Annotated in this window: 16 protein-coding genes and 8 pseudogenes; 18 read left to right on the forward strand and 6 right to left on the reverse strand. The window is 53.0% G+C overall.

Annotation, left to right across the window (positions count from 1 at the left end; all coding sequences use genetic code 11):
- The first annotated feature begins 189 nt into the window (after positions 1-189).
- A pseudogene (locus CS369_RS25110) lies at positions 190-485 on the forward strand (type II toxin-antitoxin system MqsR family toxin).
- Position 486: 1 nt separating this feature from the next.
- Complete coding sequence (locus tag CS369_RS08610) at positions 487-885, forward strand: type II TA system antitoxin MqsA family protein (protein WP_196906763.1); 399 nt, start codon at positions 487-489, stop codon at positions 883-885.
- A 23-nt stretch (positions 886-908) separates the two neighbouring features.
- Here CS369_RS08610 and CS369_RS08615 read toward each other — a convergent pair.
- The 5 genes and pseudogenes from CS369_RS08615 to cecR all read right to left on the reverse strand — a co-directional run bounded on the left by CS369_RS08615 (position 909) and on the right by cecR (position 6,637).
- Positions 909-2,022, reverse strand: a pseudogene (locus CS369_RS08615) (ABC transporter permease).
- Positions 2,023-2,034: 12 nt separating this feature from the next.
- Positions 2,035-3,195, reverse strand: coding sequence for an ABC transporter permease (locus tag CS369_RS08620; protein WP_196906764.1), 1,161 nt, complete (start codon positions 3,193-3,195; stop codon positions 2,035-2,037).
- Positions 3,188-4,930 carry an ATP-binding cassette domain-containing protein gene (locus tag CS369_RS08625; RefSeq protein ID WP_196906765.1) on the reverse strand — a complete coding sequence of 581 codons (1,743 nt, stop codon included), beginning with the start codon at positions 4,928-4,930 and terminating at the stop codon, positions 3,188-3,190. Before CS369_RS08625 ends, CS369_RS08620 begins: the two co-directional genes overlap by 8 nt.
- Positions 4,927-5,925 (reverse strand): secretion protein HlyD, encoded by a 999-nt coding sequence (gene hlyD, locus CS369_RS08630; protein WP_244664910.1) that lies wholly within the window; start codon positions 5,923-5,925, stop codon positions 4,927-4,929. The genes CS369_RS08625 and hlyD overlap by 4 nt, the downstream gene beginning before the upstream one ends.
- 32 nt (positions 5,926-5,957) lie before the next feature.
- Positions 5,958-6,637 (reverse strand): annotated as a pseudogene (cecR, locus tag CS369_RS08635) (transcriptional regulator CecR).
- A gap of 442 nt (positions 6,638-7,079) precedes the next feature.
- Between cecR and CS369_RS08640 the strand changes: the two are divergent.
- The 16 genes and pseudogenes from CS369_RS08640 to pbpG all read left to right on the forward strand — a co-directional run bounded on the left by CS369_RS08640 (position 7,080) and on the right by pbpG (position 22,272).
- Positions 7,080-9,209, forward strand: a pseudogene (locus CS369_RS08640) (TonB-dependent receptor).
- Positions 9,210-9,261: 52 nt separating this feature from the next.
- Positions 9,262-9,909, forward strand: coding sequence for an iron-siderophore ABC transporter substrate-binding protein (locus tag CS369_RS08645; protein WP_307833680.1), 648 nt, complete (start codon positions 9,262-9,264; stop codon positions 9,907-9,909).
- On the forward strand, positions 9,906-10,175 hold the full coding sequence (locus CS369_RS24925) for a hypothetical protein (protein ID WP_307833682.1): 270 nt from the start codon (positions 9,906-9,908) through the stop codon (positions 10,173-10,175). The genes CS369_RS08645 and CS369_RS24925 overlap by 4 nt, the downstream gene beginning before the upstream one ends.
- Entirely contained in the window at positions 10,172-11,161 is a 990-nt protein-coding gene (locus CS369_RS08650; protein ID WP_196906767.1) for an iron ABC transporter permease, read from the forward strand. The genes CS369_RS24925 and CS369_RS08650 overlap by 4 nt, the downstream gene beginning before the upstream one ends.
- A gap of 22 nt (positions 11,162-11,183) precedes the next feature.
- A pseudogene (locus CS369_RS08655) lies at positions 11,184-12,194 on the forward strand (FecCD family ABC transporter permease).
- 48 nt (positions 12,195-12,242) lie between these two features.
- On the forward strand, positions 12,243-13,031 hold the full coding sequence (locus CS369_RS08660) for an ABC transporter ATP-binding protein (RefSeq protein ID WP_196906783.1): 789 nt from the start codon (positions 12,243-12,245) through the stop codon (positions 13,029-13,031).
- Positions 12,997-13,908 carry an IucA/IucC family C-terminal-domain containing protein gene (locus CS369_RS08665; protein ID WP_196906768.1) on the forward strand — a complete coding sequence of 304 codons (912 nt, stop codon included), beginning with the start codon at positions 12,997-12,999 and terminating at the stop codon, positions 13,906-13,908. Before CS369_RS08660 ends, CS369_RS08665 begins: the two co-directional genes overlap by 35 nt.
- Positions 13,815-14,429, forward strand: a pseudogene (locus CS369_RS08670) (amino acid permease); the annotation flags it as partial. The gene CS369_RS08665 and the pseudogene CS369_RS08670, both read left to right, overlap by 94 nt.
- Positions 14,419-15,372: a homocysteine S-methyltransferase gene (mmuM, locus tag CS369_RS08675; RefSeq protein ID WP_196906769.1), complete on the forward strand. Its 954-nt coding sequence runs from the start codon at positions 14,419-14,421 to the stop codon at positions 15,370-15,372. The pseudogene CS369_RS08670 and the gene mmuM, both read left to right, overlap by 11 nt.
- The gene (locus CS369_RS08680) at positions 15,353-15,928 is read left to right on the forward strand and encodes a hypothetical protein (protein WP_244664907.1); all 576 of its coding nucleotides are present in this window, start codon (positions 15,353-15,355) and stop codon (positions 15,926-15,928) included. The genes mmuM and CS369_RS08680 overlap by 20 nt, the downstream gene beginning before the upstream one ends.
- A 64-nt stretch (positions 15,929-15,992) precedes the next feature.
- On the forward strand, positions 15,993-16,460 hold the full coding sequence (locus tag CS369_RS08685; protein ID WP_196906770.1) for a GNAT family N-acetyltransferase: 468 nt from the start codon (positions 15,993-15,995) through the stop codon (positions 16,458-16,460).
- A gap of 164 nt (positions 16,461-16,624) precedes the next feature.
- Positions 16,625-17,164: pseudogene (gene cyaB, locus CS369_RS08690) on the forward strand (class IV adenylate cyclase).
- A 367-nt stretch (positions 17,165-17,531) separates the two neighbouring features.
- The gene (locus CS369_RS08695; RefSeq protein ID WP_244664908.1) at positions 17,532-18,923 is read left to right on the forward strand and encodes a flavocytochrome c; all 1,392 of its coding nucleotides are present in this window, start codon (positions 17,532-17,534) and stop codon (positions 18,921-18,923) included.
- Positions 18,924-19,000: 77 nt separating this feature from the next.
- Positions 19,001-19,351 carry an FMN-binding protein gene (locus CS369_RS08700; RefSeq protein WP_196906771.1) on the forward strand — a complete coding sequence of 117 codons (351 nt, stop codon included), beginning with the start codon at positions 19,001-19,003 and terminating at the stop codon, positions 19,349-19,351.
- Positions 19,352-19,749: 398 nt separating this feature from the next.
- Entirely contained in the window at positions 19,750-21,093 is a 1,344-nt protein-coding gene (locus CS369_RS08705) for a flavocytochrome c (protein WP_196906772.1), read from the forward strand.
- Positions 21,094-21,396: 303 nt separating this feature from the next.
- Positions 21,397-22,272: a D-alanyl-D-alanine endopeptidase gene (pbpG, locus tag CS369_RS08710; RefSeq protein WP_280514755.1), complete on the forward strand. Its 876-nt coding sequence runs from the start codon at positions 21,397-21,399 to the stop codon at positions 22,270-22,272.
- 71 nt (positions 22,273-22,343) lie between these two features.
- Here the strand turns inward: pbpG and CS369_RS08715 are convergent.
- A pseudogene (locus tag CS369_RS08715) lies at positions 22,344-23,030 on the reverse strand (glutathione S-transferase family protein).
- Between the last annotated feature and the right edge of the window lie 65 nt (positions 23,031-23,095).

Below are 23,095 nucleotides of genomic sequence, written 5' to 3' on the forward strand. Positions count from 1 at the left end.
ATTTAAGCAAGCCCAACATCAATCGAAAATCAGTGTTGCAAAAACGGGGGTGACCATAGATTTTTTTGGCGCAGTCTGGCCATTAGCGCATGGTTGATGTTGAAACTTGTAACACTACTTGGTGATTATGTTTTGATGGATATAACCTAATGAGTTACAATTTTATTGATGCTGAGCATGGATGCGCAGATGGAAAAGAAAACTCCACATACCCGTCTGCACGTCGTGCAGGCCATGGTTGCAGAGGGAAACGTTAGAGCAACACGATCGGCGCTTGATTCAGCAGACGAACTGAATCTCGATTTTGATGGCATGTGTTCAGTAATAATGGCGCTGACCTGTCAGGATTTTTACAAGAGTATGACGACATACCACGATCATACGGTGTGGCAGGATGTGTACCGCCCGACGATAAAGGGCATCAGATTTTATATGAAAGTGACGATACTCGAGATGTACTCATCGTCTCATTTAAGGAGAAGTAGAATGAAATGTCCTCAGTGTGGCGGTGCCGAAATGGAACAACGTGTAAAAGATGTTCCCTATTCATGGCGTGGCAAAAAAACGATGTTGCAGCAAATCCGTGCGTTGCATTGCCCTAAGTGCGGTGAAACGGTGATGGACAAAGCCGAGTCGGCTGAGTACATGGCGAAAGTGGTCGAGTTTAAGAATTCGATTATTAATGACACGGTCAAACCGGGGTATATCATGAACGTGCGAAAGAAACTCGAATTATCGCAACGGGAAGCCGGGCGGATATTTGGTGGCGGTGATAACGCATTTTACCGGTATGAAGCGGGAAAATCGCAGCCCCATCCTTCTACGGTGAAATTGCTGAAACTTCTCGATCGCCACCCTGAGTTACTCAATGAAATTTGTGGTTGAGTTGAGCAAAAATCGATGGTGGTTCACGACATCTTTCGCCTGAATAACCCGTAGGCCGCGCTGCCGGTAGTCGCAGTGATAATCAGCGGTGGCCACAGGCTGTGCCATACCACGCTGAAATCGGCCCCTTTGAGGTAAATCTGCTTGGTGATGTCAGTAAATTGGCGGATGGGATTTACCCAGGTCAGGTTCTGTAACCACAGCGGCATGTTTTCCACCGGTGAGACGTAGCCTGAGAGTAGGATCGCGGGCATCAGAAAGATAAACACGCCGATGAACGCCTGCTGTTGCGTGGCGCACAGCGACGAAATCAGTAAACCAAACCCCACCAGCGACAAGCCGTACAGTAGCATCGCGGCATAAAACAGCAGCAGTGAACCCGCAAACGGAATCTGGTAAGCGAAGATCCCTGCCAGCAGCACGATGGTGGCCTGACCGGTGGCGACAATCAGTGCCGGGACCGCTTTACCAACGAAAGTTTGCCAGGTCGCCAGCGGTGAGACCAGCAGTTGGTCGAGTGTTCCCTGTTGACTGTTCACGCTCCCGCGCTACCGAGAGCGCCGTCACAATCAATACGCCGATGGTAGTAATCATGGCGATAAGCGAAGGCACCACAAACCACTTGTAGTTCAGATTCGGGTTATACCAGTGGCGCACCACCAGTTCGCTCTGGTTGTTGCGCGTTTTCCCCGCCAGTAGTTCCCGTTCATATTCCTGAACAATCTGCTGTATATCATTTGCCGCAATTTGCGCGCTGTTAGAACGCCGTCCATCCAGAATGACCTGAAGCGAGGTGCTGTTGCCGTTGGCAATATCGCGGGAGAAATCGGGCGGAAAGCGCACCAGCAATAACGCTTTCTGGTTATCGGTAGTTGGCGTGATGGCCTGCGGGCTACGCAGCGTGAGCACCTGAGAGAAGGTGCGCGCGTTGGCGATGCGCTGTGTCAGTTCAATCGATGCGGGGCCGCTGTCTTCGCTATAAATAGCGATGGTAGCATTGGTGACATCCAGCGTCGCGGCGAATGGGAACAGAGAGACCTGAAGCACCACCGGGAGCACTAGCAGGCTGCGGGTTTGCGGTTCGCGCAGCAGCGATTGAAGCTCTTTCACGATCAGCGTCCATAAGCGGTAAAACATTGCGATCCCTCCCTAATCCAATCTGCGCCGCGTTTTCAACGCGGTCAGCCCGATGAAAAACAGCGTGGCAAGGCTTAAAAAGCCCAGATTGATCAGCAAGATGCTGACCACGTTACCCGTGAGGAATAAGCTTTGCAGCGTACTGACGAAATAGCGTGCGGGAATGACGTAAGAGACAGCTCGCACCAGCGCCGGCATGCTGTCAATCTCAAAGATAAACCCGGAGAGCATGACCGCCGGCAAGAATGCAGCGTTCAGCGCCACCATCGCCGCATTGAACTGGTTGCGCGTCAGGGTGGAAATCAGCAGTCCCATGCCGAGGGTGCAGGCGAGAAACAGGCTGCTAATGCCAAACAGTATCCAGAGCGATCCGCGGTAGGGAACATGCAGCACGAAGACGGCCACCACCATGCACAGCACCATGGCTATCATACCCAGCCCATAGTAGGGGATCAGCTTGGCCAGCAGCAGCTCTGCACGCGTAACTTGCGTTGACAGCAGCGCTTCCATGGTGCCGCACTCCCATTCTCGGGCAATCACTAACGAGGTCAGGATGGCACCAATCACGGTCATGATAATGGTGATGGCACCGGGAATGATAAAGTGTTGGCTGACCGCTGCCGGGTTGAACCAATAGCGCAGCTGTACCTCTATGGGTTGTGAAAATGTTCCCCCTTGAGCCAACGCGCGCTGCTCCTGCCAGACCCTCCAAACCCCTTGCACATAGCCGGAAACGAAATTGGCGGTATTAGGCTCACTGCCGTCAGTGATCACCTGGAGCGGGGCCAGCCCTCCGGGTTGTGACAACTGCTCGGCAAAATTGCCAGGGATGGTGATCAAACCGCGAATGCGCCCCGCTTGCATCAACTGGATCAATGTTTGGCGATCGCGGCTGATGGTTGGTTCAATATAGGGGGAGGCGGCAAAGGTTTGGGCTAAATCGCGCGCCGCTTCACTCTGTTCTTCCAGCAGGATACCGACGTGTAAGCGACTGGAGTCGAGGTTGATGCCATAGCCAAAAATAAACAACAGCATCAATGGGATGACAAAGGCAATCAGACTGCTGCTGGGATCGCGCACAATCTGCTTGCTCTCTTTGCGACACAATGCCCGCAAGCGTCGCCAGGAAAAGGCGGTGCTGTCCGAGACGGGGTTGCTGTTGGCATTAGTCATGGGCGTTCTCCATGGCGTAGGCCTGAATCAGGGCGATAAACGCCTGCTCCATGCTGGGATCGGGCATGTCTGGCGTAACCGCCTGTTGCTTTAAGGCATCGGGTGTGCCGCTGGCAATCAGTTTGCCGCGATAAAGCAGGCCGATACGATCGCAATATTCCGCCTCATCCATAAAGTGAGTGGTCACCATGACAGTCACACCCCGGCTGACCATGCCGTTGATGTGCATCCAGAACTCCCGGCGGGTGAGGGGATCGACGCCAGAGGTGGGTTCGTCAAGAAACAGAATATCCGGCTCGTGCATTAAGGCGCAGGCCAGGGCTAAGCGCTGTTTGAATCCAAGCGGCAGGGCGTCCGGCGTTTGTCGGCTTATCGGCGCAAAGTTGAATGCCTGCGTCATAGCCGCGACTTTCTCGCGTTGTTGGTGGCCACGTAGACCGTAGACGCCAGAGAAAAAGCGCAGGTTTTGTTCAACCGTCAGGTTACCGTACAGAGAAAATTTCTGTGCCATATAGCCCAGATGTTGACGCGCTTTGCCTGAGCTGATTTTAAGATCCAGGCCCAACACGCGCGCATGGCCTTCACTGGGGGTGAGCAAACCGCACATCATCTTGAAGGTGGTTGATTTTCCTGCGCCATTGGGGCCGAGCAGGCCGAAAATCTCGCCGCTTCGCACGGTAAAATCGACCCGATCGGTCGCGACAAATTCACCAAATTTTTTGGTCAGATGACGGGCTTCTATCACCTTGCCATCGCCGTCATCGGGAATGAGCGGAATAATGCGCGCCAGTGAAGAATCCCCTTTGGGGCCACCACCTAACAGGTCGATAAAGGCATCCTCAAAGCGCGGGGCTATCGCTTCGATGTTATCTGGTGTCAGCGGGAGCGTATCACACAGGCTGGATGGGGTTGCGTCTGCCTTCAGCATCAGACGCAAATACTTGCCTTGAATCACGCCGTCACTGACGGTGGGGTGCTGCAATGCCTGTTGCAGCAGCGTGCGGTGTGCAACGCCATCGGTATGGGCCAGCACACAGCGACCGGCCATGGTGGCGGTAAGATCTTGCGGCGCACCGCGATACAGCAATTCGCCGTTATTCAGCAGCAGCACATCACGACACTGCTCTGCCTCATCGAGATAAGAGGTGCTCCACAGGATCAGCATGCCGTCGCCAGCGAGTTCGTGCACCATGCGCCACAGCTCGCGCCGTGAGATTGGATCAACCCCAACCCCCGGCTCATCCAGCAACAGTAAGTTAGGCTGGCCCAGCAGAGTACAGGCCAGCCCCAGCTTCTGCTTCATACCGCCAGAAAGCTTTCCAGCCAGACGCGTGGTAAACCGCGCTAGGTCGGTAAACGTCAGCAAGCGTTCAAAGGTTTCCTGACTCTGTGTGCCGGTAATACCGCGTAGGTCGGCGTAAAGCGTCAGGTTTTCCATCACGCTCAGGTCTTCATACAGCCCAAATTTCTGCGGCATATAACCAAGGATGGCGTGCAATTGCCGGTCATCCTGTACCGGATCGAGCCCCATCACGCGCAGAGTACCACTACTCGGTGTTAACAGACCGGCCAGCATGCGAATCAGCGTAGTCTTACCCGCGCCGTCTGGCCCCACTAAGCCGATAACCACACCCGCATCAAGCGTGGCAGTCAGCGGTTTCAGCGCGGGCGTGGTGCTGCCGGGGAAGGTTTTTTCTACCCCGTCCAGCGTAATGCGTGGTATGGGGCTGTTCATGGCGTTACGCTGTCAGTGGCGAAGCGCGACGTCACTGGCATGCCTTGGCGCAGCAGATCGTCCGCATCGTTCACGATAATACGCAGCCGATAAACCAGATCGGTGCGCAGCGCCGGGGTTTCTACACTTTTAGGGGTGAATTCTGCGCTGGGGGGCACAAATCCGATCGTGCCGTGGTAGGGATGGTCTGGACGGCTGTCAGTATAAATTAGCACTTCTCGTCCTGGTTTCGCTTGCCCAAGCTGTGGCTCATCAATGTAGGCACGAATCCATACCGGGCGGGTCAACGAGAGCGTAAATACAGTGCCGCCCGCGCTGAGCATACTGCCTGCTTCTCCGGCGCGGGTGAGGATCACGCCATCAGAAGGGGCGGTTAGCGTGGTATCGCTCAGATCGAGAATGGCCTGCGCCTGTACTGCTTGCGCCTGTGCCAGTGCCGCCTCAGCGGCGGCAATCTCTTGCGGGCGGTTGCCGCTTTCGAATTGGCCCAATTTCTCTTTAGCGGCTTGCAGCGTAGCAAGTGCCTGTTGACGCGCCGAACGGGCATCGTCTAGCGTATTTTTTGCCACGGCACCCTTGCCCCACATGCCTTGCTGGCGTTGATAGAATTTGTCGGCGTACTCATAGGCGGCCTGCGCTTGGTCCACTTGAGAACGCACTTGAGCAACCTCTTCACGCCGATAACCTTCCTGAAGCAGTGCCAGCTGAGCCGCTGCGCTGGCAACGTTGGCGTCAGCCTGGCGCAGCGCATTATGGTGCGGTGCGGTATCCAGCGCCGCGATCGCCTGTCCTGCCTTAACGCTGTCCCCCTCATCCACCTGCAAAGTTGCCAGACGTCCACTGACGCGAAATGCCAGATTCACCGTGCGAATATCCATGTTACCGTACAGCGTGATGGGCGTGTCACGGCGTGCATAGTGCGCCCAGCCAGCATAGAGTGCGGCTGCCAGCAGTAAAAGCACCAGAATGGTCACGCGCAATTTAACTTTATTGATGGAAGGCTTCCCTTTTTGACCGGCTAAAGGCATCAGCGCTCTTGTGCGGCTCTCAGGCCGTCAAGCACCAGAGCTATGTGTTGTGTCACCACGTCGTTAATCACCAGGCTCTGTTCCAAACCGATGTCGTCCCAGCCCGCTCGTAGTCGTATGGTTTCTCCGGCAAAGCGGAACGCCAGTGCTTCACAGATCAGCGCATGGCGTGGATAACGGTTCTGCGATCGTTGCTGTTTAGCCTGGTGTAGCCAGCGACCAGTAGCGTCATCAACTGATGCATGGGCGCGATAATGCGATCGTGCATCAGCGGATAGGCATCTGTCGGTGACAACTGTTCGCGCGACATAAAGCGGCTGAAGTGCAACGTTTCCGGGCTGGTCATCAGCCGGGTGAAGTTCAGCACCAGTTTTTGCAGATACGCCATGTAGCGCTCTGGCGTGGCTGCGGGCTGTTGCAGATACTCGGTAATTTCTATGCGCAAAGGGAGATAGGTGTGCGCCACTTCATCGGCAATAGCGCTTGCCACCGCGCGATATAACCCCTCTTTGGAGTGAAAATGATAGGTGATAGCGGCGATGTTCTGCCCGGCACGGCGGGCAATGTCGCGCGTGGTGGCGGCTTGCAGGCTAAACTCGCCAAACACCTCAAGGGCTGCCTGTAACAGTTGTTGCTTGGTGTGGTCGCCTCGTGTAGGCGACGTTGCCGAGAAAAGCATGGCATAAGCCCCATTCAATCAATCGTATGATTAAATTTAGTGGTTTTTTGGATTTTTTATGTGATCTGGTTCTCAGTTAACAGGTGCGATTGTTTCTTCTACACGGGGGCAGGCACTGCATCGGCGATTTCAGACGACAAACGTTTTCTATATCCCTTTAATTTATAATGAAAAATGTGTGATTGTTAGTGTAACGAAAATATAGCGTAAAACTTGTTATTGCTGTTGTTGAATAGTAATAATTACCATTAATAATCTCATTATCTATAGTGCATAAACATCAACGGCCTGGCTGCTTACGGCCTGCCGTGCACTAGTAATGAATTCTGTCCGCCAACACCATTCCTAATCGGAGTGGCGTTGGGCGGATTTTTTTATGCCGGGCCATGTGGGGTCCCGGTGTCTCATTACCAGGTGAAAACAGGAGGAGCGCGTGATTCGGATGCGCATGTTATTGGCGGCAGCGCCGTGGGTCTGGGGGGTATCGCAATGTGCTTATGCAGAAGGTACAAATCGAACCGCAGGAAATGATGAAATGGTGGTCAGCGCGTCGCGTTCCAACGTGGAACAACCTAAAGCACCGCAGATGGTAACCATTATCAACCGTCAGCAAATTGAGCAACAGTTGCGCGTAACATCAGATTCATCGCAAGTGTTGAGTAACTTGTTGCCTGCCTTTTCTCCTAGCCGACAAAAAATGAGCGGCAGCGGTGAAACCTTCCGCGGTCGGTCTGCGTTGATTTTGGTCGATGGCATTCCACAATCGAATCCGCTACGCCCCACCGGACGTGAAATGCATACCATCGATTTTTCCATGATCGAGCGGATTGAGGTTATTCACGGGGCCAATGCCACGAATGGTTTGGGTGCGACTGGCGGTGTTATTAACCTGATCACCCGTCGCCCTGAAAACGGGGCGTTCAATCAGCATGTTTCCGTGCAAACCACGCTGCCCACAGAGAAAATCCGGGGCGAAACGGCCAGCTATAAAACCATTTATCGCGTCGATGGTCGCGTGGATAAACTCGATTATCTGGTGTCTCTGGGGTATGAAAATCAAGGGCTTTATCTTGATGGCAATGGACGGGCCATCGGAGTGGGTAACACCCAGGGCGATACCATGGATTCCCGCGCTTGCGATGTGTTGGCCAAGGTAGGGTACTGGCTTAATGACGATCAGCGCGTGCAATTGAGCGTCAACCGTTACCACATTCGCGGAGAAAATGACTACCTGAGCGTCGATGGCGTGCGTGCGCAAGGTATTCCGACCACATCCGCGCGCGGTACGCCACCGGGCGATGCGCCGTTTAACAGTGTGTGGAGCACGGGCCTTACTTACGATCACAACAATCTGGCGGGGTTCAAACTCTCGACGCTGTTATTCAGCCAGGAGTATGAAGCGCTGTTCGGTGCCACCAATTCGCAATCGTTCCAGGACACGACCACCGCGCCCAACAAAACGCTGTAAGATCAATCTCGCGCGGTATCCTCCAAACTTGGTGCAAAACTCGCACTCACACGTGACGACCTTCTGGAAGATACATTGAAAGTGACGGCGGGTTTTGATGTGTTGCTTGATAAGAACAAGCAGGATCTCTATCTGACCAAACGCACCTATGTGCCGGAAATCGAATACACCAACTACTCGCCTTTTTTACAAACCGAGTACGCGCTGCTGGATAACGTGACGCTGCATGCGGGTGTACGTCACGAAATTGCCAGACTAAAGGTTGATGACTATCGCACGCAATCAGCAGATGCAAAAGGTGTCTATGACGGCGTGGCGGTAAAAGGTGGAACTCCCAAGTTCAACCAGACGTTATATAACGTTGGCATTGTCTATTCGCCGTGGGAACCGCTTAGTCTGTTCGCCAACTACTCGGAAGGGTTTGGCATGCCTGATGTCGGACGTGCACTGCGCGATATTGACACCAAGGGTGTCGATCTGAGCTGGGCGAATAACGTCAAACCGGTGGTTACCAAAAATATTGAGACGGGTTTCCGGGTGCAGCAGGGTGCTGTTGATTTTGAAGCCAGCTATTTCCGTTCCAGCGCGAAACTGGGGGATTCCGTTACGCTTAACAGCGATGACGATTTCGTTTCCAAGCGCGAGAAAACCCGCGTGCAAGGGGTTGAGGTCCGAAGCGGTTATCAGATTAACGAGCAGCATAAAGTCAATCTTTCCTATGCCCATACCGAAGGTAAACGCGACAGCAATGGTGATGGCAAACTGGATAAAAAGATGACTGGCCTGAACATCGCGCCGGATCGGGTGATTGCCAGTTGGTCGGCAAGTTGGACGGAGAAGGTGAACACGTTTGTCCAAGGCAACTATGCCTTCAGCCGCAGTTTTGATGATGCCGGACTAGGGTTCGACGGTTATCTGCTGGTGGATGCTGCCGTTGGCTACAAACTGCCTTATGGCCGTGTGAATCTGGCGGTTGCTAACATGCTGGATAAACAGTACATCACCTACTATTCGCAGTCAGTGGAACTGGGGACTGCGGCCAATACCCGCTATTTCTCCGGGCGTGGACGTACCGTGACATTGGGTTACTCCATTGATTTATAAGTGTTACTTATCCCGTCTCGTGGCCCGTGGCTGCGGGATGGGAAGATACCTGATGTTATGGTTGGTGCTGCTGTTCCTGTCGTTACAGGTTACAACAGGCTGGGCGCGTCAGGTGTCACACGCGCTTGGCGTAACCGTGATTAACGGGCAACCTAAACGGGTGGTTACCCTGTTTCAGGGGGCAACGGATACGGCTGTCGCGTTGGGGATAACGCCGGTAGGCGTCGTGGACTCCTGGATTGAAAAACCGATGTATCGCTATTTGCGTGGTGCGTTAGGTGATGTGCCCCATGTCGGGTTGGAAACGCAGCCGAATTTGGAAGCCATCGCATTGCTTAAACCCGACATGATCATTGCATCACGTTTTCGCCATGAACGGGTGTACACCTTGTTGTCGCAGATCGCCCCCACGGTGGCGATGGAGGATGTGTTTGAATTCAAACGCACCGTACAACTGATGGGGCAGGCTCTGGACAGAGAGACGCAAGTACAGGGCTTGCTCACCGCCTGGCAGGAGCGAGTATCGGTATTGCGCGACCGCCTGCGTGCTCATTATGGTTCACAGTGGCCACTCCGCGTTTCCCTGATTGAGTTTCGTGATGACCATATTCGTCAATATTTAGCACGCAGCTTTGCCGGCTCAGTGCTCTCGGAAGTGGGTTTATCTGGCCGGAAACGCAGGCAGATTCGCTCAGCGTGATGCGCAAACTGAGTACGCCAGAGAGTCTGCCAGTGCTGGACGCCGATCTGTTTTTTGTTTTTATGCGCTCGGAAAAACCAGCGGTGACGCAACGTTACCGCACCTGGACAGCGCACCCGTTATGGCAACGCCTGATTGCCCCACAACGCGAGCAAGTCTACACCGTGGACAGTGTGGCCTGGAGTTTGTCGGGAGGCATTTTAGGTGCGAACCGGATATTGGATGAGATCGCACAACGGCTGCTGCCTGCGGAGACAACGCCATGAGGCCTGTGTGGGTGTTGTGTGGCGGGGTGCTGCTGTTGATCCTCTCCAGCTTTGCCAGCCTGATGGTCGGGGCACAACCGATCGCGCCGCGCGTCGTGCTGGCTGCATGGCTTCACCCGGATGGGACGCAGCTCGAACATATTCTGGTGCAGACCACGCGTCTGACACGCACCTTGATGGCCCTGACGGTCGGCGCCAGTCTGGCCGTTGCTGGGGTGCTGATGCAGGCGATGACGCGCAATCCACTGGCCTCACCGGGGTTATTCGGCGTCAATGCCGGGGCGATCTTCTTTATCGTCCTGAGCAGCATTTGGTTAGGTGCTGCATCACTGGCTACGTTGGTGTGGTCCGGATTTCTCGGTGCGGCAGTCGCGGGAGGATTGGTGTTCGGCATCGGCTCGTTGGGGCGAGGGTCTACAAGCCCTGTGAGAATTCTGCTGGCAGGGGCAGCGATCACGGCACTTTTCCTCTCGTTTACCCAAGCGATGTTGGTGATCAATCAGGACGGATTGGACAGCGTACTGTTTTGGCTGGCTGGCTCGGTGGCTGGACGAGAGAGCGATCTGCTGATGCCCTTGCTGCCCTATGTGGTGGTGGGGTTGGTATTCAGCAGGGTACTGGCACCGCATATTAATATTTTGGTTGCGGGTGATGACGTGGCACGCGGGTTAGGGGTGCGTACCGGATGGATTCGCGGCCTGATGGGCGTGTGTGTGATTGCGTTGGCGGGCAGTGCGGTGGCGATTGCGGGTAACATCGGTTTCATTGGTTTGATTGTGCTGCACATTGCCCGTCGGTTGTGTTCCCACGACCACCGTTGGCTGATCCCCGCGAGCGCTTTGCTGGGCGCTTGTCTGCTACTTTGGGCAGATATGGTGGCGCGCGTGGCGATTTTACCGCAGGAACTGCCGCTGGGGGTCATGACCGCCGTGCTGGGGGCACCTTATTTTATTGCGTTGGTTCGGCGGGAGGCGCGTCATGGCTAACGCTTACTCGCTGCGTATCGGCATGTTGTCTTGTCGGGTGGATAGCTGCGCGTGTCTTTGGAATCTTGCACTGCTCGGTGTAACGCTGGTGACGATACTCTTGGTGCTATCGCGAGGGGCTGTGCCGCTCTCTCCGTGGGAGGTGATGCACATACTGTTGGCACCGCACCAGACTATCGAGGGTAACGCTTTTATCGTCTGGGAGCTGCGCCTGCCTCGCGTCGTGTTGGCGGTGATGGTGGGAGGGGCATTAGCGCTTTCGGGGCTGATATTACAGAGTCTGGTGCGCAATCCGTTAGCGTCGCCCGATCTGCTGGGGGTTACCAGCGGCGCGTCTGCCGCAGCTGTCGCTTTTCTCTCTTTCGGCGCGGGTGTGCTCGGGCAGCATTGGATGCCGTTGGCGGCCATTGCGGGAGCCTGGGGAACGGCGCTGCTGATCTAACTGCTGACCTGGCGACGCGGGGTATCGCCTTACCGTCTGGTATTGGTTGGGGTAGGGATCTCCGCTTTGATGGGAGCAGTGGCGACGGGGTTGCTGCTGCTTAGCCCATTCAATACCACACTCTCGTCATACATCTGGCTGACCGGCAGTGTTTACGGTGCTAACTGGCAGGATGTGGCATCTCTGACTGGATGGCTGGCGCTCATCGCGCCGCTATTGGTATTACTGGCGCGCCATGTGCCGATCCATGAGTTGGACGACGATGTTGCCACGAGCGTGGGTGCCACTCTGGAGCGGCGACGTAGCGCATTGCTGTTGCTGAGCGTTGCGCTGGCCGGTAACGCGATCGCCCATGCGGGGGCGATCGGCTTCGTGGGGTTGATTGCCCCCCATATGGCGAAACGTCTGGTAGGTCGAGCCTTTGTTGGCAGTCCGCTGGCAACGGTATTGATCGGTGCCAATCTGGTCGTGGTGTCGGATTGGGTGGGGCGTACGCTCTTTTTACCGTTGGATTTGCCAGCAGGCATTTTTATTTCTGCGTTGGGCAGTCCTTTTTTTCTCTATTTACTGATTCGGCAACGTCATCATTAAGGCATAACGATGAATTCACCAAACCCTTTCCCGCTCTAAGGACGTGCACTGACGTTGCAATATGACCGACAGGTGATTATTGAACATCTGGATTTGCAAGTGCCTGCCGGGTGCATCACGGTATTTGTCGGAAGCAACGGATGTGACAAAAGCACCTTGCTAAAAGCCTTTGCCCGTTTGCTCTCGCCAGCCTCTGGCAGTGTCATGCTCAACGGTGCGGATATTCATCGCCAATCAACCCACGCCATCGCACGTAAGCTGTCAATTTTGCCACAGACACCGATTGCTCCAGAGGGAATGACCGTGCGTCAACTGGTTGCTATGGGGCGCTACCCTCACCAAAGTTGGCTACGCCAGTGGTCGACGCAGGATGAAGAAAAAGTGGAGCAGGCGCTGAACAGCACCGGGCTGACAGCGCTGGGCGAGCGGGTAGTGGATACGCTGTCTGGCGGGCAACGTCAGCGAGTGTGGATCGCCATGACGTTGGCGCAGGATACGGATATTTTGCTGCTGGATGAGCCAACCACCTATCTCGATTTGGCGCACCAGATTGAGGTGCTCGATTTGCTGCGCGAGCTCAACGAGCAACACAGTAAAACCATCGTCATGGTAATGCACGACTTGAATCTGGCATGCCGTTATGCACATCACATGGTGGCGGTTCACCAGCGAGGCGTATTTGCGCAAGGCGCGCCGCAGGCGATCCTGACGGAAACGCTGATTAAAACCGTATTCGATCTCGATAGCCGCATCATCGCTGACCCAGTGTTCGGTACGCCGCTCTGTATTCCACTGGGTCGTTATGCGCCGAAACAGCAAAGTTTGCGCGATACGTGATCTTTCCTTTCACGCCGAAGAGCGGGCAGATCTCGCCGATCGTTTTAACTTGATTGCGATGGCAGAGTACCCGTTCAGCAGCGCGGTGCCGGTATCGACACTCCTGGATACGTCGTCTTGTCAGCGTATGTTGCAACAGCTTGCTCCACGATTTGGGGCCCCCTCTCTGGGTATTACCGCGTCGTTGTTAAGTAAACGCGTGGCTTTTCTTACTACAGCGGCTGCCTTTTATCCCTTATCGATGTACAACAAAGGGCTAAACATGGCGCTGACGAACTGCCTGTTGGATACGCGTCACGATGGACATCTTTGGCAGTCGCATATGGTGATGGACGATTTATCGCTCTCAACGCCCCTGTCGGATTTGGATCGCGCGAGTTGGCGTGATGCCTTGCTACGTGGCGTATTTGCGGAACATTTGACGCCGTTGTGGCATGTGCTGTCGGCCGCGTCAGGCATCTCGTCGCGGATTTTGTGGGAGAATACCGCTGTACGGCTGTTTTCTCTGTTTGAACATCGGATGCAAGCCTCTGATACGGCGACAGAAGCGCGTGTAAAACAGGATTTTTACTATGTGGTTCACGAGGCTCCTGGCGCACTGTTTGGATTAGACGTTAATCCGCTTACCGTCTATTTTCGCCCGCTAACCTGGGTACCGGCGAACGGTGAGTGGATCCGCTTTCGTCGTACCTGCTGTTTTTACTATAAGGCCTCTCAGCCGCAGGAGTTCTGTCAAGCCTGTCCTTTGCTGAGGCCCGATAAATCGCATCGGTTACCTTTTAGGAACAGGCGGGGATTGTCAAAAGCCCATTTGTACAGGTGTTTGAGCGCATCGGTATTCCCTATGCTGCGGATATTTTTAACTTTGTCATTCTGACGGCGATCTTATCAGCGGCTAATTCCGGTCTTTATGCCTCGGGGCGTATGCTGTGGTCGCTTTCAAATGAGAAGACGCTGCCTGCCTGTTTTGCCCGCCTTACACGGTGCGGTATTCCGCTGATAGCGATCTCGGTCAGTATGTTGGGCGGGTTGTTGGCCCTGGCCTCAAGTATCGTTGCACCCGATACGGTATACGTGGCGCTTTCTGCCATCTCCGGGTTTGCCGTGGTTGCTGTGTGGCTCAGTATTTGTGCGTCTCATATTGCTTTTCGTCGTCACCATCTGCGTTCCGGGCGTTCATTGTCGGAGCTTAATTACCGCGCACCCTGGTTTCCTTTTACCCCGATCGCTGGTTTTTTACTTTGCCTGCTAGCCTGTATCGGGCTGGCATTCGATCCCGCGCAGCGTATTGCCTTGTGGTGCGGATTGCCTTTTGTTGCCATGTGCTATGCCGGGTATTATTTCACGCAGAGGCAACAGACACGTGAATTACCTGAGGAATTGGATAATGTTACCTGAGAATCCCCTTGCCGCGCTGCTGGAGCAGTCACCCGTGGTGATCCTGGGTGGTGCGCTGGCTACCGAACTGGAGGCGAGCGGCTGTGATTTGTGCGATCCGCTCTGGTCGGCGAAAGTGTTGATGGAAGCTCCAGAGTTAATTTATCAGGTGCATTACGATTATTTTGCTGCCGGGGCGCAATGCGCCATCACTGCCAGCTATCAGGCGACGCCGCAGGGGTTTGCGGCGCGCGGGCTGAGCGAAGCAGAGTCGTTGGCGCTGATCGCGCGCAGCGTTGAGCTGGCGGTGCGTGCCCGTGAAGATTATTACGCGGCACATCCCGATGTGGGCGTACTGTTAGTGGCGGGCTCGGTCGGGCCCTATGGGGCTTTTCTGGCGAATGGGGCTGAGTATCGTGGCGATTATCATCTGCCACAGGCGGAGATGATGGCATTCCACCGACCACGTATTGCGGCGCTGATCGACGCGGGCGTTGACCTGCTGGCGTTCAAAACCCAGCCCTCGTTGCCGGAGATGGCCGCGCTGTTACAGTTGCTGCGTGAGTTTCCCACTATCACTGCCTGGTTCTCGTTTACGCTGCGTGATGCGCAGCACATCAGCGATGGCACGCCGCTTCGTGACGTTGTGGCGCTATTGGATAACCATCCGCAAGTCGTGGCGATGAGGGTAAACTGTGTCGCATTGGAAAGTGCGACGGCGGCGTTAGCGCATTTATCCTCGCTGAAAGCGTTGCCGCTGGTTGTCTATCCTAATTCCGGCGAGCATTATGATGCGAATGCCAAACGCTGGAGCGCAACCGGGGAGCAGGCGTGTTCGTTGACCGCGCATTTGTCAGCCTGGAGAGCTGCGGGCGCGCGCCTGATCGGTGGGTGCTGTCGTACCACGCCGCAGGATATTGCCGCTGTTTCTCATGCGTGCAAGCATGAGTCGCACCATTATTGATGGAGAGATCATGACCAACCAGACTGAGGGCGCTCGCCGTGCTTATCGTCAACTGTGTGAGACACTGGGACTCACCTTACCCATCACCTTTCTGGATATCGCTGCGGAGCAAACCGTTGTCGTGGCATCGCCGGACGCTGATGCGCCGCGGCTGGCGTTAGGGTATGAGAAAGCCGCCGCGACTTTTTTTCGCCATCTGCCCCCGACGCCAGACGAAATGGAACGGGCAATCATGACCGTAGAGGATGAGGTCACCCGCATTCGCCAGCAGGTGGATACGCAACATCCCCTTTATCTGTGCGATCCGGCCCTGACGTCATTGGCCGATACTACCGGCGTACCGGCCAATGCGCACGGTTGGCATATTGAGCAGGACGATATCGAGCGACTGTTTAAACGTTTCGAGCAGGTGATGCTCGGCTGCCCTGCCAGTTGGGAAGCCATTCCGCTGGACAACGCCTTCACGGCCCGTTTGCTGATTCTGCGCGAGTTTATGCACCACTTGGGCTATCTGTCGGTATTTATTGTTAATACCACTGCCAGCGAGTCCCCCTAACGCTTGCCTCTGCGCGTGGTCTCGCGGTAAGGTCAGATTTTCTCTGGCCGTTGGTAGCGTGTTTATGGACATCCACGATCTGAATGACAACCCCGCGCACATTGCTGGTGTTGCCGCATTGCTCTACGCCGAATGGTCGGCGTTTCCCCGCTGGTCGAGTACGCCAGCAATTGAATCTGCTATACGCCAGCGCGGCGTAGCGACCGATCGCGCGTTCTCTCTGGGGATGTTTGCTCACGATGACCATGCGGTTGCTACCGCCAGTATCATCCGCTATGAACTGGACGATTGCCCAGAACGAGAATACTGGCTGGGGGAAGTGGTCACGGTCCCGTCTCAGCGCGGTAAAGGGTTGGCTACTGCGCTGGTCAATGCTTGCGTGGCACGCTGTCAGCAGCAGGGCATTGAGATGCTGTATTTGTATACGCCCGACAAACAGGCGCTCTATGCCCGAATGGGGTGGCAACCGCTGGAGCAGCGCCCGGTAGCGGGAGAAATTGTCACTGTGATGTGTTTATCGCTCGGAAAGTGAAACATGCTGGCAGACTATGTGATGAAGTCTATTATCTGTGGTAGGTTTGACATAGTAGCGGATATGCAGGCTGTGTTTTATCCAAAGGGACAGCCGTAAGCAATGCCATGAAGAATCTTGGCAGCGCAGGCGGCCTCGCCGTTCACCGGACGTGGAGAAGAGTCATGACGACACACTTTTTGGGGAAATATGAGATCGAGCTGAAATTCAAGATTAAGGATATTAGCGAGTTTCGTGACACTTTATTAAGTCTTCATCCAGAAGCTTTCGTGTTTGAGAATAGTGAATACGATATTTATTACGATGACCCACTCGCCTCGCTACATAAAAGAAATATGAGCATGGTGTTACGGTCTATGTCACCTTCTGGAATTAAATTATGGATTGTTAAAGGTCCAGAGGAAAGACATTGCGAGGCTGTTAATATCGAATCATTTGAAAAAGTAGACAGCATGTTGCATACGTTAGGCTATATTTCCATTCATCATGTAAATAAAACCCGCAGTATCTATTTCCTCGATCAGTTCCACATCACGCTCGACTATATTGCTATGCTGGGACACTACGTGGAAATATAGGTCATGACCGATGATGAGGCTGCGTTGCCGGACCTGGAAGAGGCCTGTGTGCAGTGCACACTGCATCTGGGGCTGGATATGGAAAATAAAGAGCCTCGCTCATATCGTCAATTATTGGGTTTTTGACGGTGTCAACCTGGATTAAACTCGATGCATAGAATTGGCAAAAGGATTTATCATTCTATGATCGAGTTAAAATAATTATTCTGTTATCAGCGTAGTATCTGAATAAGCACCGTCGTTGCACGTCGTACACCATGATTAAAATCCATGATGGGGCCGCGCGGTGTGAATTATGTTGTGAAAACTTTAACGCGTTGTATAAAGATGTTCTGGGGCGAATTGATTTTTGAGATATCGGTGGTAAAAGTGGCAGGCAGTAAATATTATATCACCGGCTTTTGTAAGTAAAAAAATCAATCGTATTTACTTCATCCTGCAAAATAACAGAATAAAGGAACCGAATTATGAAAAAAAGGTTCTGTTATTCAGTGTGCTGGCACTCGCTTTTTCTTCCATGGCGCAAAGTGAGACGCCCGAATCTACCGATCTGGTGATCATCGGCGCGGGTGGCGCAGGCATGTCTGCGGCCATTGAGGCACATAACCAGGGTGCAAAAGTTATCCTGCTGGAAAAAATGCCGTTTGCCGGGGGCAATACGGCGCGCGCCGAGGCGGGGCTAAACGCTGCCGGCACCCATTATCAAAAGGCCAAGGGTATTCAGGACAGCCCGGAGTTGTTCTTCCAGGACACCATGAAAGGTGGCCGTAACATCAACAAACCCGATCTGGTGCGCACGCTGTCTGAACGTGCAAAAGACTCTGTGCAATTCTTGAAGGATAACGGCTCTGAGTTAGCCGATTTAACCCGTACTGGCGGTGCCAGTGTGGATCGTACCCACCGGCCTGCCGGCGGTGAACCGGCCGGTAGTTTCATTGCGACCGCATTGATCAAAAAGGTAAAAGCGCTGAATATCGATTTGTGCACCAATACGTCCGCCACGGAAATTGTGCAAAATGACAAGGGCGAAGTCACCGGCATTAAAGCGAAAGGCAAAGATGGCAAAGAATTTGCGCTCAATGCTAAAAAAGTGATGATTACGTCAGGTGGATTTGGTGCCAACTTTGACATGATCAAGCAATACGATCCGAAACTCGCCAACTTCAAAACTACCAATGCGCCGGGTTCACTGGGCGAAGGGGTTAAGATGGCGGAGAAAATCAACGCCAAGCTGGTGGATATGGAATATATCCAGATTCACCCCAGCACCGTGCCGGGTAAAGAGATTCTGATCACCGAAGCTGTGCGTGGCGACGGCGCGATTTTGATCAATGAAGCGGGCAAACGTTTTATCAACGAATTGCAGACGCGCGATGTGGTTTCTCAAAGTATCCTGAAACAACCGGGTGCTCACGCTTATCTGGTCTTTAACGATGATTTGGTGAAACAAAATAAAACCATCAACAGCTACTTCAAGCAAAAACTGGTGGCTGAAGGTGATACACCGGAAGCGTTGGCAAACGCTATCAAGGTTGATGCCAAGCAGTTGCCGTTAACCCTGAAAACCTATACCGGCTACGCAAAAGCCAACAAAGATACTGAATTCGGGCGTGACAGCTTTAAACAGGCGCTGGATACCGATAAATATTACGCGATTGAAGTAACGCCGGGCATCCACCACACCATGGGCGGTATTGCTATCAACACCAAAGCGCAAGTGGTCGACAAAGACGGGAAAGTCATTCCGAACCTGTTTGCAGCGGGTGAAGCGGCAGGTGGTGTCCGCGGTGCTAACCGCCTGGGTGGTAATTCATTGGCGGATATTGTTACCTTTGGCCGTATCGGTGCCGATGAAGCCGTGAAAGAAATCAAAGCAGGTAAATAAGTCATATTATTTAGGGGACGCCGCTTCGTGAGCAGCGGCGTTGCTATTATCACAAAATCAGAGAAAGCGAGAAAATTATGAAAAAAATCGTTCCATCGTTGGTGGCTGCTGCTGCCTTGTTGTTTGTTGCCTCAGCCGGCGTTCAGGCTGCCCAAACGTATAAAGACGGTACCTACACCGGCAAAGCGCAGGGTAAAGAAGGGAAGATCGAAGTTTCGGTGAAAATCAGCGAGGGCAAAATTGCCAATGTGGAAGTGGTAAAACACGAGGATACAGAAGCGCTGATGCTCGGTGTTATTGATAATATCGTGCCGGAAATTGTGGAAAAACAAACGGCAGACGGTATTGATGCGGTAACGGGTGCCACCATGTCGAGTACTGGTGTACTGGAAGCTGCGAAACAGGCGCTGGCACAAGCGAAATCCTAATCAGTCAGACGCCTGTGGCCGATGTCACAGGCGTTATTACCATCCACACTTTTTATTCCTCTTTATTATAAATACCACTGCTATATCCTCCCTTTTATCGATAATTTCGAAGCGGTTATTATTTCCTTGAATAACGGTTATCACTGAATGTTTTCGTTATGTTGATATCATGCGGAATATTGATAACAAACTTGTTTAATCATGCTGGCGTTTAATTTACCGGTAGTGAAAAGCGTCGAGGGTTATCATTTCATGATCGAGTTAAAATAATTATTCTGCTAAGGGTGTAGTATTTGAAAAAGCAGCGCCGTTGCACGTCGTATACCATGATTAAAAGTCATGATGGTGCAATGCACTGTGAATAGTTGTGACAATACTATTGAATAAAGGAATATATCATGAAAAGAAAGGTGCTGTTATTCAGTGCGCTAGCACTCGCTTTTTCTTCTATGGCGCAAAGTGAAAACCGGGAATCTACCGATCTGGTTATCATTGGTGCCGGTGGAGCGGGCATGTCCGCTGCCATTGAAGCACACAACCAGCGTGTTAATGTTATTCTGTTGGAAAAAATGCCGTTTGCCGGGGGAAATACTGCGCGCGCGGAGGGCGGTTTAAACGCGGCGGGAACGCCTTATCAAAAAGCCAAAGGAATTGAGGATAATCCTGAGCTGTTCTTTAAAGATACGATGAAAGGAGGGAGGAACATTAATAATTCTGAATTGGTACGTATCCTTTCAGAGCAGGCGAAAGACTCCATTGAATTCTTGAAAATCAATGGCGCTGAACTGGCTGATGTGTCGCGAACGGGTGGCGCCAGCGTCGACCGCATTCACCGACCCGTGGGCGGGGAGCCAGCCGGCAGCTTTATTGCTACGGCGCTGATCAAGAAAGTCAAAGCGCTTAATATCGATTTGCGTACACGCACTTCCGCGACGGAAATTATCAAAAATGATAAAGGTGAAGTAACGGGAATTAAAGCCAAAGGCAAAGAGGGAAACGTTTACACTATTGATGCCAAGAAAGTAATGATCACTGCCGGTGGATTTAGTGCCAACTTTGACATGATTAAACATTACGATCCCAAACTGGTTGGTTTTAAAACGACGAATGCGCCAGGTTCCTTGGGTGAAAGGGTTAAAATGGCGGAAAGCATTAACGCCAAGCTGGTGGATATGGAATATATCCAGATTCACCCAACCACCGTCCCCGGAAAAGGCATTTTGATCACGGAGGGTGTTCGCGGCGATGGTGCTATTTTGGTCAATGAACAAGGGAAGCGTTTTATTAATGAATTGCTGACGCGTGACGTGGTTTCGCAAAACATTTTAAAACAACCTAATGCGCATGCTTACGTGATATTTAATGACGCGCTGGTTAAACAGAACAAAATCATTGATACCTATTTTAAACAGAAATTGGTGTTTGAAGGCTATTCTGTTGAAGCGCTTGCCACTGCCATCAAGATGGATCCCAAACAGCTGTCTGCCACGCTTGCGGCCTATACGGGCTATACGAAAGCGAAAAAAGATACTGAGTTTGGCCGTGAAAGCTTTAAGCAAGCATTGGATAGCGGAAAATATTACGCTATTGAAGTGACGCCGGGTATCCACCACTCCATGGGCGGTATCGCCATCAACACCAAAGCGCAGGTGGTCGATAATCAGGGCAAGGTGATCCCGAACCTGTTTGCAGCCGGTGAAGCGGCGGGTGGGGTACACGGAGCTAATCGCCTGGGGGGGTAACTCACTGGCAGATATCGTGACCTTTGGCCGTATCGGTGCTGATGAGTATGTGAAAGAAATTAAAGCCGGTCAATAAACATCACCCAACGCAGCGCCTGTGACTGAGTTCACAGGAGTTATTGTGTGTTCTTGCGTTCAGCGCCTAAGCAGGAAGAATAATCGCTGTTAAACTTTGTCACAAAAGCTTTTTCTGCTGCGCAGTGCGTAGCGGCGAGCGCTAACTTATAATGCCCGGGTTGTTACCAATACCGTAACCGTTATTTATTTAAGACTTTAAATAATAATTAAAAAAATAAGTTTTCTCTGCTTGTATTGCTGCTACTGTCCGCACCTATGACATTCACCCCCTCCGTATTGGCGAAAACGGCTGCGCCAGCCATTGCCAGTACACATCAGGAGATCGCCTCAGGCAGTGCGATGGTGGTCGATCTGCTTGATAATAAAGTGCTTTATTCCGCTAACCCGGATGCGGTGGTGCCTATCGCCTCTGTCACCAAACTGATGACGGCGCTGGTGGTGCTTGATGCGAATTTGCCGTTGGATGAAGTTATCTCAGTTGATATCAGCCACACGCCGGAAATGAAGGGTGTTTATTCTCGCGTGCGCCTGAACAGTCAGATCAGCCGCCGCGACATGCTGCTGCTGGCTCTGATGTCCTCCGAAAACCGCGCCGCTGCCAGTCTGGCACACCACTATCCGGGCGGCTATCAGGCGTTTATCGCTTCGATGAACGCCAAGGCCAAAGCATTGGGTATGACGCACACCCGCTACGTGGAACCGACGGGGCTGTCAATTAACAACGTCTCTACCACGCGTGACCTGGTCAAATTGCTGATTGCCAGCAAGCAATATCCGCTGCTGAGCCAGTTGAGCACCACGCAGGAGAAAACCGCCACCTTCACCAACCCGGGCTATAGCCTGCCCTTTCGCAATACCAATCATCTGGTCTACAAAAATGACTGGAATATTCAGTTGACCAAAACCGGGTTTACTAATCAGGCGGGCCATTGTCTGGTAATGCGTACCGTGATCAATCAGAAACCGGTAGCGCTGGTTGTACTGGACGCATTCGGTAAATACACCCACTTTGCGGATGCCGCGTTAAGCTATAAAAAGCAAAAATCGCTAGCCTCACGTGCACCGGGTCAGGTGGCGCGAGTTACAACAGATATTGAATAATGCGTTTTAACGCTGACGCTTTGTAGCAAACCCTGACGGACACCTTTTCCGTCGGGTTTGGTTCCTCGCCGTCAGGCGCGAAAATCCTCCACCACCACACGCTTGCCGTTATCCGTGACTTCCTCTTCGTGCGCCGGTTCGCGCCAGGTTTCAGCCAACGCGCTGGTGTACCAACGTTGCATGGCGGGTTGCCCTAACAGGTGTTGGCAGTAGCTATTCACGGCTGATGAAACCGGCAAATTATACGTTTGAATGCGAAATACCACCGGCGCGAAAAAGGCATCCACGGCGCTGAAGGTGTTCCCTGCCAAAAACGGCCCGCCAAAACGCGTAAGACCTTCCGTCCAGAGCACATCAAGGCGGGCTAACTCATCGCGCAATGCCGCTGACAGCTCCGGTATCGCTACGCGTACACCACAGCTCATAGCACACTGGTTGCGCAACGCGGTAAAGCCTGAGTGCATTTTCGCTGACGCACAGCGGGCCTAGGTGCGAGCCGTACTCGCTTCGGGCCACACGCCGCGATGGCGTTCAGCCAGATATTCAATGATGGCCAGCGAATCCCACACCACCTGATTATCATCGACCAGACAAGGCACTTTTGCTGTTGGAGAAAAGGCTTTGAAGGCGTTTTGTACCGCACCTGCGCTAAACGGCGTCAGCTGTTCGGTAAAGGGAATATCGAGTGCGGTCATCAATACCCAGGGGCGCAGTGACCAGGACGAATAGTTTTTATTGGCGATATGCAGTTGATACATCGTTAATGATGCTTCAGGCAGTTTAGCGGTGGGAGAGATCAGTAGGAGTATCATGAAATGCGACT

The sequence above is a fragment of the Candidatus Symbiopectobacterium sp. 'North America' genome, from assembly GCF_015762685.1.
Taxonomy (GTDB): Bacteria; Pseudomonadota; Gammaproteobacteria; order Enterobacterales; family Enterobacteriaceae; genus Symbiopectobacterium.